This is a genomic window from Shewanella sp. ECSMB14101, assembly GCF_000773485.1.
Classification (GTDB): Bacteria; Pseudomonadota; Gammaproteobacteria; order Enterobacterales; family Shewanellaceae; genus Shewanella; species Shewanella marisflavi.
This window is the reverse complement of sequence record NZ_JSFF01000013.1, coordinates 127,499-140,391: the sequence shown is the minus strand read 5'-3', so window position 1 is coordinate 140,391 and position 12,893 is coordinate 127,499. Positions and strand designations below refer to the sequence as shown.

Annotated in this window: 5 protein-coding genes; 4 read left to right on the top strand and 1 reads right to left on the bottom strand. The window is 50.4% G+C overall.

Going from position 1 to position 12,893, the window contains the following annotated elements:
* The first annotated feature begins 127 nt into the window (after positions 1–127).
* The 3 genes from NY07_RS11610 (at position 128) to NY07_RS11600 (ending at position 9,085) form a co-directional block, all read left to right on the top strand.
* The gene (locus tag NY07_RS11610; RefSeq protein WP_033539522.1) at positions 128–4,582 is read left to right on the top strand and encodes an EAL domain-containing protein; all 4,455 of its coding nucleotides are present in this window, start codon (positions 128–130) and stop codon (positions 4,580–4,582) included.
* Positions 4,583–4,682: 100 nt separating this feature from the next.
* Positions 4,683–6,896, top strand: a complete 2,214-nt coding sequence (locus NY07_RS11605; RefSeq protein ID WP_033539521.1) for a patatin-like phospholipase family protein — start codon at positions 4,683–4,685, stop codon at positions 6,894–6,896.
* A gap of 134 nt (positions 6,897–7,030) precedes the next feature.
* Positions 7,031–9,085, top strand: a complete 2,055-nt coding sequence (locus tag NY07_RS11600) for a M13 family metallopeptidase (RefSeq protein WP_033539520.1) — start codon at positions 7,031–7,033, stop codon at positions 9,083–9,085.
* Between the two features lie 64 nt (positions 9,086–9,149).
* On the opposite strand, the gene hxpB is transcribed toward NY07_RS11600, so the two are convergent.
* Entirely contained in the window at positions 9,150–9,809 is a 660-nt protein-coding gene (hxpB, locus tag NY07_RS11595; protein ID WP_033539519.1) for a hexitol phosphatase HxpB, read from the bottom strand.
* Between the two features lie 409 nt (positions 9,810–10,218).
* Here hxpB and acnB point away from each other — a divergent pair, with 409 nt between their 5' ends.
* Positions 10,219–12,816: a bifunctional aconitate hydratase 2/2-methylisocitrate dehydratase gene (gene acnB, locus NY07_RS11590; RefSeq protein ID WP_033539518.1), complete on the top strand. Its 2,598-nt coding sequence runs from the start codon at positions 10,219–10,221 to the stop codon at positions 12,814–12,816.
* Positions 12,817–12,893: the final 77 nt, after the last annotated feature.

Sequence of the window (12,893 nt, the reverse complement as noted above, 5' to 3'; positions counted from 1 at the left end):
CCCGGAAAGCCGCGATGAACCTTTTTTTTTGGTAGGCTAACTTATATATTATATTTTTGTAACAGTTGTAAGTTTATTGCGCCATGCCCCAACCCCGTTGTACCGTCTGTTTTAAATGGGATCTTCTATGAGCTATAGCCAGGCGTTACGCTTAATAGGCCTTTGTTTGCTGCTGTTCTGTGTTAGTGGGCCGAGTGTTGGCGGCGATCTGGTGCAGAGGGTATTTGGTGCCCGGGATGGACTCAACAATGCCACGGTAAACGATATCAGCTTCGATGAGTATGGCTATACTTGGCTCTCCACCGAGCAGGGGCTATACCGTATCAGTGATACCAAGGCCAGGCGTATCGATAAAGATGCCAACCTTATTCGTCTTTCCGATGAATATATCTATCTTACTGAGTCACTCAGTAAGAAACACCTACTGGTCAGCAGTTATGCCAACACCTATCTGTACGACATCATCAATGATAAGTTTGTGCAACTCGGCTCGCCGCAGCTTTTTCCCGAGTTTCATCGCGGTGGCCTGCAGGCAATTACTCGCCAGAAAGATGGCAGTTATGTACTGCTAAGCTACCATGGCGAATTGTATCGCCTTAATTATGAGGCGATGTCGCTCTCATTTATTAGTGCTCTGCCCACCGATCCCGACATGCCTTGGTTTGTATTGTCCCAATTTGGCGATTCGCAGCTTATCGTGGGTAAGAGTTATGAGCTACAGCTTAGAGACAGCCTAGGCATGCTCAGAGGGTTGTTTCCCTGGACTGAGGAGCAGGGGCAGATCAAGAGTCTGTTTGAAGACAGAGCAGGTCGGCTCTGGCTGGGGTCGAGCAACGGCTTGTACCGCGTCTATCCAGATACTTTGACGCTGGAAAAGGTAGAGCAGCTTCCTTTTTATGTGACTCAGATGGCTCAGGACAAGTTGGGCTTTCTCTGGTTGTCAGGACGAGAGGGGCTGATCAAGTGGCATCCAGATACCTTAGAGCTCAAACGCTTTACCGATGACTTAAAATTGGCAGCTGATTTGGATTATATCTATGATTTGGCGGTCGATAGTAACGATTTGGTATGGGTTGGTGGCTCGGGTGATGGACTGGCGATCATTGCCGATAACCCTGATTTTGTTATCGACGACTTTACTCAGCGTGCGCCATATCGTCTTAGTGACGAGATGGTGTGGACAATATATGCCGATGAGCAGCAACTCTGGCTGGGGACTGATAAAGGGCTTATCGAGATAGATAGGGTTGCAAAGACGAGTCAAACCTTTGTGCCTGACGAGCTGGAGGTGAATGACAGTGTCTATATGGTGAGCCCATTTGATGAGCAATATCTGCTGCTGGGCACCACCAATGGCCTGTTTGTCTATGACAGATTGAGTCAGAAAACGCTGCGCTTTGCCGAGATCTCCGGCGGGCGAACTTCCCTCGAAAATAAGATGATCTACTCCACCTATAAAGATCCGCTTATTACCTCACGCTGGTGGTTTGTTACGGCTACTGGTCTGTTTTATTGGGATAAAGGCAGCTTGGAGCCCAGCCGGATGCCCGTTAAGGGAGTTGATGGCACTCAGCATCAGATCCCACTTAGATCAATTTACCGCGGGGCTGATGGCAAGCTGTGGGTAGGCGGTGAGAATCTGTTTGGCTATATAGATAACAAGGGGCTCTTCTACTCTCGTATCGATATCTTTGCCGATAACAATATCTCTATCGACGTCAGTTATATCAAAGAGGTGGACTCGGGGGTGCTATGGCTGGGCACTTCGCCTAAGGGCTTAGTGGAGTATCATCCAAAAACAGGCTTGACCTATTTTCTTACCGACAACTGGCAGGTGGATTGTAGCTCTATCTATTTTATCGAACAGTTGCCTGGTTATCGTGTGCTTGGCTGTGCTAACTCTCTGATCCGGCAGGACTTGACCACGGGTGGCTTGACTGTGATTGAGAAACAGGATGGTTTAATCAGCCATGAGTTAAACGATGGTGCCGCTTATTATGAGCCAAGTGCCGGTTTGTTTGTCGGTAGTCCTGATGGTGTGAGCCTGGTTGATGTCTCTTTGATGCGTAATCGTTTGGCAGAAGATGGCATCATGATGGAGTCAGTGTCTGTTTTTTATGAAGATAGTACCGAGATAAAGCTGGTCCCAGACCCCGGCATGCTTATAAAGCCCGGTGCGCGTCTGATCAGCTTCCAACTCACCAGCCTGGATTATCTCACCGATATTCCATTTCAATTACAGTATCGTTTGCGCCATGGTCAGAACTCGGAAGAGAGTAAGTATCTTCAGTTGATGGGCCAGTCTCAGGTGAACGTCTCAGGTCTTAAAGAGGGCCGCTACACCTTAGATATCCTCAGTGAACAAAATGGTGTCTGGTCGCAAACCCCCTATTCATTTAGCTTTGTCGTAGAAGATTACTGGTGGAACTATGACTGGTTTAGGGCTTTGGTCATCATCTCTTTGTTGTTGGTGGGGCTCTATTTCCTGCTGTTGCGCCAGAAGCAGCTTAGCGCCTTCAGACGGGTAAACCGGGCACTAAAAGATAGTGAAGATAGATTGCGTCAATCGCTGCGAGGAAGTGACTCCGAGTTGTGGGAGTGGCATAGCGACAGTGACTCATTTTTGCTGGAAAATCGTGGCCGCTATTTCCCCGAAAAGGGAGATGCCTTTGAGCTTAAGATGGAAGAGTTCCCCATCTACGCAGATGATCAGGACAAGGTGTTTAGTGCCTGGAAGCGACTATTGTCTAAGCAGGACGACAGGCTTGATGTGGATTACCGCTACCGTCGACCAGATGACTCTTGGGGTTGGACTCGTGTGCGCGGTCGAGCCCTTGAGTTTGATGCCGTGAGCGGCAAAGTCAGAAAGGTTGCGGGGATCTACACGGATATCACCACTCAGCGTCGTCTGGAAGATGACGTTAAGCTGTTAGCGCAAGCCTTTGCCAATACCTCTGAAGGCGTGCTTATCTTAGATGCTGACGAGCGGGTTAGGGTTTCTAACAAGGCGGCGCAGAAGATTTTGGGCATGACCGCCGATGAGTTGATTGACCGCTATTTTGCCCAGTTGGTGCACAGCAGCGAAGAGCGAAGCGATGAGATCAATATCTTGCTGGAGCAGGGGATCACCTGGACCGGAGAGCATGAGTTTCAGTGTGCCGAGGGGCTTATCTGCCCCGTGTGGTTAAATCTGTCGACCATGACGGATGAGCGCGGCGCTATTAGCCACTATGTGGCGGTGTTCTCCGATATTACCGAGCGTAAGCAGACCGAGGCGGACCTGCGCCGCCTGGCTAACTATGATGTGCTTACCGGTCTGCCCAATCGCTCGTTGTTTGCCTCTCGCTTAGCCAAATGCATCCATCGCGCCGAACAAACCCAGGAGAAACTGGCGTTGATCTTCCTCGATCTGGATCGCTTTAAGAATGTTAACGATTCCTATGGTCACAGCATGGGAGATGCCTTACTCGTTGAAGCCGCTAGTCGACTGCAATCCTGTGTGAGCGATAATCACACCTTGTGCCGTTTCGGTGGCGATGAGTTTGTTATTTTGATGCGAGACATGGCAGATATCGATGAGGTCAATCACCTGTGTGAAGCCTTGATTCGCCAAATCGAGCAACCGTTCGAGCTCTATGGTCGCGAGTTCTTTATCTCTACCAGTATCGGTGTAAGCCTCTGGCCGGATGATGCCAAGCAGCCTGAGGTGTTGATCAAAAACGCCGATCAGGCGATGTACCACGCTAAAGATGAGGGGCGTGGTAATTTCCAGTACTTCTCGGCCGAACGTAATGCCGAAGCGCTCTACCATCTTAAGTTGGAAGCTGAGCTGCGCAAGGCGATAGACAGGCAGGAGTTTGAACTCCATTTCCAGCCGCAGATCGATATCCTCAAAGACGACAAGGTGGTGGGCATGGAGGCGTTGCTACGCTGGCATCATCCTACAGAGGGCTATATTCGTCCCGATATTTTTATTCGGGTGGCCGAGTCTTGCGGACTGATCATCGATATCGATCGCTGGGTGATCAAACAGGCCTGTATTCAGGGAGCTAAGTGGGGTGAGGAGTTCGGCGAAGAGCTGAAGCTGTCGGTTAACGTGTCGGCAGTGCATTTCAGGCAGCCCGACTTTATTCAGGATGTGCAGCAGGCGCTCCAGGAATCGGGGATGCCGGCTAAGATGTTGGGGCTGGAAATTACCGAAGGCGTTTTGATGAAAGAGCTACATGTGGCCAAAGATCATCTCGAGGCGCTGAGAGCCATAGGCATAGATGTGGCTATCGATGATTTTGGTACTGGCTATTCATCCCTGGCCTACCTGCGTAGCTTCGATGTGAGTACCTTGAAGATTGACAGATCTTTCCTTATCGATATCGCCAACAACGAGGCCGACCAGGCGATTGCCAGCAGTATTATAGAGCTGGCGCGTAACCTCAAGTTGAAGGTGGTGGCTGAAGGGGTGGAAACCCAAGAACAGCTGGAGCAGGTCTTTAGTCGTGGTTGTTACATCATTCAGGGATACTACTTTGCTAAGCCGATGGCCACTACGGAGTTTGAGCAATACCTCAATGCCCAACTTCAGTAGATCTGTTAAGACAATCTTATTGAAAAGTGAAAATTTTCTCGTTATTTAAGATGTTTGTTAGAATGCCCTGTTCCTTAAACAATAAGATGATGAACTGCCGATGACCAAGCCTTTCCTACTCATTTTTCTGCTAATGAGTCTCTCTAGTGTAGCCGTGAGCCAAGAGCGGCCTAAAATCGGCTTGGCACTCAGTGGTGGTGGCGCCAAAGGGGCGGCTCATATTGCCGTGCTTAAGGCGCTGGAGGCGGAACAAATCCCCGTCGATTATATTGCCGGTACCAGTATTGGGGCTTATGTTGGGGGCATGTATGCTCTGGGTTATAGCGCCGAAGAGATCGAAGAGATCATGATGGGTGCCAACTGGAATGCAGGCTATTCAGATACCATTCCCCGCGCAGACCTTAGTTATCGCGGCAAACAGCAGCGCGACCGATTCAATTTACCGATCAATGTGGGTTATAGAGACGATGAAATAAAGGTCCCGAATGGCCTGCTACACGGTCAGTCTATGTCTATTTTGCTACAGCGTTCGACAGATCTGGTACATAAGTTCGAACATTTTGACGAGCTGCCGATCCCCTATCGTGCGGTGGCGACCGACCTCGAGACCAGCGGCGCCGTGGTTATCGACAGTGGTAGCCTGGTCGACGCTATGCAGGCGTCGGCGACAGTGCCGGGTGCGCTACAGGCCGCCCAGTATAAGGGCCGCATCGTAGTTGATGGCGGTATCGCCAACAATATGCCAGTGGATGTGGTCAAGGCCATGGGCGCCGATATCGTCATCGCCGTGGATATCGGTTCCTCCTTGGTGACACGAGAGCACCTAGAAAGTACGGTTGCCGTGTTAAATCAGTTATCGACCATGTTGACCAATGCCAGTACCGAGCGGCAGAAGCAGTTGCTGACCGCACAAGATATCCTGATCCGCCCCGAGGTGGGGGCGCTCAGTACCACAGACTTTACCATCATGCCTGAAGCTTTTCGTTTGGGTGAGGTTGCCGTGAAGCAGCAACTAGATAGGCTAAAGCAACTTACCGTGACCTCAGAGCAGTATGCTGCCTATCAGGCGCATAAAGATGCCGTCAGCGTAGGCTGGCTCTATAACCTGTCGCAACCAGTAGTGGAAATACGTTTTGACAATAACTCTCTGGTGAGTCAGAAGCTGCTGGCTGAAACCTTAGGCATAGAGCCTGGAGAGGTGGTCGATAAGGCCAAGTTGGAGAAGGGGATAAATAACGTTTACGCCTTAGATAAATTTGAGCGGGTTAATGCCGAGTTTATTGATACCGAAGAGGGGCGTGTCATGGTGCTGCAAACCCGAGCCAAGTCGTGGGGACCCAATTACTTTCAGCTTGGCTTTAGCTGGGAAGACGACTTCACCTTAGATTCTGCCGTGGCGTTTGATGTCGCTTATACCATGACAGATCTCACTGCTTATGGCGGCGAATGGCGCAATGAACTGCGTCTGGGTTATGAGAAATTGCTCTCCTCTGAGCTGTATCTGCCTTTGGATTCTGATCAGCGTTATTTTTCCCGTGCCGAATTGGGTTATGAGAATAAAGAGTGGACCCTCTATGAAGAGAATAATCGTGTCATAGAACTTGATCAGGTTAGGTTCCGCGCCGAGCTGGGCGTTGGTCTTAACTATATCAAGGAAGGGAAAGTTGAAGTTGGTTTGGTGGGGGAAAGCGGTTATCTGGATAATGCGGTATTTATCGGTGAGCAAGACTATAGCTCCTATGGTGCCTACCTCAAATTTGGCTTCGACGACTTAGACAGCATCAGCTTCCCGACCTCGGGTAATCGAGTCACGATTAATATGTACTATCGCCGTGAGCATTCTCCCGACATTTTTGGAGAAGATCCTTCCGAGACTTCATTCCAGATCAAGGCCGATTGGCGCGGCGCCCTGAGTGTTGGCAATCATGCCTTCGTGGGTAAGGCCTCGCTGGCGACAGTGGATAAGGAGCGGGGCTTTAGTGTTAACGTGTCTGAGTTAGGTGGTTTCCTCAACTTATCCGGATACCACAAGAATGCCTTGGTGGGGCCGCACAAGCTGTTCGGTGCCTTCATCTATCAATACGATCTGGGGCGCGACATGCTGGGTATGACTGATTACCCTCTCTATGTGGGTACCAGTATTGAGGCGGGTAATGTCTGGTCTATTCGAGACAGTGTCAGCTTCGACGACCTTATCTATGGTGGCAGCCTCTATCTGGGGACTGATACACCCATAGGTCCTGCCGCGATCGGTTATGGCTGGACTGACGATGGCGAAAATACTGTCTTCCTGTTTCTGGGTAAGAACTGGTAGGCAGATAAGGGCGTCATACAAAGTTACAAAATCGCCCTACAGTCAGACAGACTGGGGTGATAGTGTGTCATTCGCAATGGTTTAACTAACCAGAAGATTAACAATAAAGCGTAAAAGAAACCGGGGATTTCGAGATGAAAAGAGTCAGTCATTTGGCATTAGCCGTGGCACTAGGATTGGGCCTGGGTGCCTGCAGCAGCCAGGATGCCAGTAAAGTAGAGAGTGTGCAAACGGCCAAGGTGTCGGGTGTAGAGAAAGAGAATTTCGACCCTCAAGTGCGTCATCAGGACGACTTCTACTACAGTGTTAACGGTCATTGGCTGGCAACCACGCCTATCCCGGCTGACAAATCTAATTACGGCGCTTTCTCGGTTTTGTATGAGCAGAGCCAAAATGCGTTAAAAGAGATCATCGACGAAGTCGCCGCCATGCCAAACAAGGCAGAAGGCTCGAGTGAACAGAAAGTGGGTGATTTTTACGCCAGCTACATGAACACCGATCTGGCCGAGCAGCTAGGCGTAACGCCAATTAAGGCGCCGATGGCCGAGATTCAAGGTCTTAAGAATCATCAAGATGTTGCCAACCAAATGGGTAAACTCTTGGTCTCTGGTGTGCAGATGCCTCTTGGCTTCTACGTCAATAATGATGCCAAAAAGTCGACCCAGTATGGTGTCTATTTCTACCAGTCTGGCTTAACCCTGCCGGATCGCGATTACTACCTGAAAGACGACGCCAAGTTTGTCGCCAATCGCGCTGCGCTGCAAAGCTATATCGCCGAATTGCTAGAAAAGGCAGGCTATTCTCATGCCAAACGTGCGGCGAAAAATGTCGCCGAGATCGAGCATTTTCTGGCAGAGAGTCAGTGGACGCGCACCGAGTCACGTGACGCCAATAAGAGCTACAACAAGATGGATATCGATGGCTTGCAACAGACGGTGAGCAACTTCGATTATTCACAGTTTGCCAACGGCGCCGACATGAATAAGGTCACCGAAGTGATTGTTCGCCAGCCCTCTTTCTTCGAGAAATTTGGCAAGCAGTTTAATCAATTTAGCGTGGAACAGTGGCAAGATTACCTGATGTTCCATCTGGTCGACAGCTATGCCGAGTTGCTGAATAAAGAGTTGGTTGACCTACACTTTGCCTTCCATGGCAAGACTTTGATGGGCATCGAAGAGCAGAAGCCACGCTGGAAGAAGGCGGTAGATGCGGCCGATCAGGTGATTGGTGAGTTGGTGGGTAAAGAGTACGTTAAGCGTCACTTTAAGCCAGAAGCCAAGGCGCGTATGGAGAAGATGATCCAAAACCTGATCAAGGGTTTCGAGGTGAGCATCAATGAGCTCGAGTGGATGACGCCCGAAACTAAGGTGGCGGCCCAAGAGAAGCTGTCTAAGTTCAACTACAAGATAGGTTATCCAGACAAGTGGAAAGATTACACAGATCTTAGCATCAAGGCGGATGACCTGGTGGGTAACTACCTGCGTTACGCGCACTTCGAGTATAAGAGCATGCTGGATAAGCTAGGTCAGCCAATCGATCGCACCGAGTGGCATATGACGCCACAGACGGTGAACGCTTACTACAGCCCTGTGATGAACGAGATCGTTTTCCCCGCTGCGATTCTGCAACCGCCATTCTTTAACATGGATGCCGACGATGCGATCAACTATGGCGGTATCGGCGCCGTGATCGGTCATGAGATCAGCCATGGTTTCGACGACCAAGGGGCCAAGTATGACGGCGATGGCAACTTGAGAGATTGGTGGTCAGACAAAGACAGAGAAGAGTTTAACAAGCGCGGCGCTAAGCTGAGCGCCCAGTATTCTGGTTACGAAGCCTTGCCTGGTAAGTTTGTGAATGGCGACCTCACCTTGGGTGAAAACATTGGTGATCTGGGTGGCCTAACCGTGGTAGCGCGCTCTTACCAGCTGAGCCTCAACGGTAAAGAGGCACCAGTGATCGACGGTCTGACCGGTGAGCAGCGTCTGTTTATCGGTTGGTCTCAGGTATGGCGTCGTAACTATCGCGATGAAGAGCTGGGTCGTCGTCTGCTGACCGATCCGCATTCACCAAGTCATTTCCGCGCCATGGGTACGCCCCGTAACATACCGGCCTTCTACGAGGCATTCGATGTTAAGGCGGGCGACAAGATGTACCTGAGCGAAGAAGATCGTGTGAAGATCTGGTAACTCAGAGATAAATGTAAAAAAGCCCATCCTAGGATGGGCTTTTTGGTATTTGAACTCGACAGATTTAACGCATCAGGTAGTCGGCCAGCTCGTTGAGACTTTTGAGTTGCTGGTGAGCGGCGGCCCATCTGGCTTGGCTCGCCTCATGGGGCGCAGGGATCACCACTGTATGCATGTTAGCGGCCCTGGCGGCGATTAGGCCGTTGAAGGAGTCTTCTATCGCTAAACATTCTTGTGGTGGCACTCCTAACGCTTTGGCGCAATTGAGATAAACCTCAGGGTGGGGCTTACCCAGCGCCAGAGACTCGGCGCTCTCGATGGCATCGAACTTATCTGCAATGGCTAATTTTTGCATGACGGCATCGATCAGTTGCTGGGGCGAGGAAGTTGCCAAGCCTATTTTAAGGCCGCTGCGCTGACATGCTTCAAGGGCAGCTGCTACGCCGGGCATAGCCTGGCCATTGCGTAATATCTCCTCGGCGACCCGTTGCACTATGGCCTCAGAAGTCGCTTGATTATCATAATCCGCCCAAGGATGACGTTGATACCAGAAGGCCACCACCTGATCGATGCGTAGGCCTGTGGTTTGCTGGGTATCGGTAAGACTGATGGGCAGGCCCAATTGGCGAAACACATGGTATTCGGCGGCTTGCCAGCTCGGTTCCGAATCGATAAGGACGCCATCCATATCGAAGATGACAGCCGATAAATTCAATTGGCTCATGATGAAGAGTCCTGCTCTTTTAGGCGGGGAAAGTGGAATATTATGCGTATTCTTCGGTTAAATACGAGTCTAAAGGCAAAGTTTTTTGTCTTAATATCTTGAGCAAACTTCAGGCTTTTCTCGTTTAGAATAAATTGATATTTGTTTTATAAAGTCTTTAATATTAGGTGTTTAGCTGTTGATTCAAACTATTGTCTAATTTCATTTGTTTTATGGCTAGGATAATTTGCACTGCGCCCTAGGAAATCCCGGTAATTTCTCACTTCTAAGAGTGTGATCTGATTCATACTTTTGCAAAGCTGTAGTATAATGCGGCCGGAAATACGGGTTGAGCCTGCTTGACTGTGAGCTTCAGAATTGAAGACGTGCAGTTTCGCTGTTAGAACGCCAAACAAAGAGGAATGTTGCCGTGCTAGAAGCATATCGTAAACACGTCGCAGAACGTGCTGCAGAGGGCGTAGTCCCTAAGCCACTAGATGCCCATCAAGTGGCCGAATTAGTCGAATTAGTAAAGAATCCGCCTGCGGGTGAAGAGGAGTTTATCCTTGACCTGCTCGAAAACAGAATTCCACCAGGTGTTGACGAAGCTGCCTATGTAAAAGCGGGCTTCCTCGATGCGGTTGCCAAAGGTGAGGTAACCTCTCCTATCCTATCTTCAGCCCGCGCCGTTGAGCTACTGGGTACCATGCAGGGCGGTTACAACATCGAACCTCTAATTGGTCAGCTAGACAATGAAGCTCAAGCGCCTTTGGCAGCCAAGGCGCTGTCAAACACCTTACTGATGTTTGATGCGTACCACGATGTGGTTGAGAAGATGAAAGCGGGTAACGCTTTCGCTAAGCAAGTGGTTGAGTCTTGGGCCAACGCCGAGTGGTTCCTGAACCGTCCTAAGCTGGCTGAAAAAGTGACTCTCACAGTATTTAAGGTGACTGGTGAAACCAACACCGACGATCTGTCACCGGCACCCGATGCCTGGTCACGTCCAGATATCCCACTGCATGCCTTAGCCATGCTGAAAAACGCGCGTGATGGCATAGTGCCAGACGAAGCGGGCGTGAAAGGTCCAATCAAAGAGATCGAAACTCTGAAAGAGAAGGGTCATCCACTGGTTTATGTGGGCGACGTTGTAGGTACAGGTTCTTCACGTAAGTCTGCTACCAACTCAGTACTTTGGTTTATGGGCGACGATATTCCAAATGTACCTAACAAGCGCGCTGGTGGTTTCTGTCTGGGTGGCAAGATCGCACCTATCTTCTTCAATACCATGGAAGATGCCGGTGCCCTGCCAATCGAGCTAGACGTGAGCAAGATGAACATGGGTGATGTGATTGACATCTACCCATACGAAGGCGTCGTTAAGCTTCACGGCAGCGACGAAGTGATCTCTGAGTTCAAGCTCAAGACTGAAGTTTTATTAGACGAAGTACGTGCCGGTGGCCGTATTCCGCTTATCATAGGTCGTGGCTTGACTGATCGCGCACGTGAAACTTTAGGTCTGCCAGCCTCTGACGTATTCGTACGTCCACAAGATGTGGCCGACTCAGGTAAGGGTTATACCCTGGCGCAGAAGATGGTAGGTAAGGCATGCGGCGTAGCCGGTGTGCGTCCTGGCCAATACTGTGAGCCTAAGATGACCTCTGTAGGTTCACAAGACACTACAGGTCCTATGACGCGTGACGAGTTGAAAGACTTGGCATGTCTTGGCTTCAGCGCCGATCTGACTATGCAGTCATTCTGTCACACCGCGGCTTATCCTAAGCCAGTGGATGTGAACACTCACCACACCCTGCCTGACTTCATCATGAACCGTGGCGGTGTGTCGCTGCGTCCAGGTGACGGTGTTATCCACTCTTGGTTAAACCGTATGCTGCTGCCTGATACCGTAGGTACTGGTGGTGACTCTCATACTCGTTTCCCAATCGGTATCTCTTTCCCTGCGGGTTCTGGTCTGGTGGCTTTCGCCGCGGCGACCGGTGTTATGCCGCTGGATATGCCTGAGTCTGTATTGGTTCGTTTCAAGGGCGAGATGCAGCCTGGTATCACGCTACGTGACCTGGTACATGCGATTCCGCACAAGGCGATCGAGATGGGTCTGCTGACCGTTGAGAAGAAGGGCAAGATCAACGCCTTCTCTGGTCGTATTCTGGAGATCGAAGGTCTTGAGAAGCTGAAGGTTGAGCAGGCGTTCGAACTGTCTGATGCCTCGGCCGAGCGTAGTGCTGCCGGTTGTACCATCAAGCTGGACAAAGAGCCTATCATCGAATACCTCAACTCTAACATAGTGATGTTGAAGTGGATGATCGCCGAAGGTTACGGTGACCGTCGTACCATTGAGCGTCGTATCACTGCGATGGAAGAGTGGTTGGCGAACCCTGAGCTGATGGAAGCCGATTCTGATGCAGAATACGCCGAAGTGATCGAGATCGATCTGAACGAGATCAAAGAGCCTATCCTGTGTGCGCCAAACGATCCAGATGATGCCGTACTGCTGTCAAGCGTGAAAGATACTAAGATCGACGAAGTATTCGTGGGTTCTTGTATGACTAACATCGGCCACTTCCGTGCAACCGGTAAGATGCTGGACAAGTTTGCTACGACTCTGCCTACCCGTCTGTGGATCGCTCCGCCAACTAAGATGGACCGTGATCAGCTGACAGAAGAGGGTTACTACGCCATCTTCGGTCGTGTCGGTGCGCGTATCGAGATCCCTGGTTGTTCTCTGTGTATGGGTAACCAGGCACGTGTTGCCGAGGGTGCGACAGTGGTTTCGACTTCTACTCGTAACTTCCCTAACCGTTTGGGTACAGGTGCAAATGTTTATCTGGCCTCTGCCGAGCTAGCCGCCGTTGCTGCGCTGCTGGGTCGTCTGCCAAGTGTTGAAGAGTATCAAGATTACGCGAAAGAGATCGATGCGACTGCAGCCGATACATACCGCTACCTGAACTTCGACCAGATCGACTCTTACACTCAAAAAGCGGGCGAAGTGATCTTCCAGTCTGCCGTGTAACTTAGTTAGATTGCGCAAAAAGGCCAGCTGAATAGCTGGCCTTTTTTATTGGGGTTTACCTGTGACTAAAACAAAGT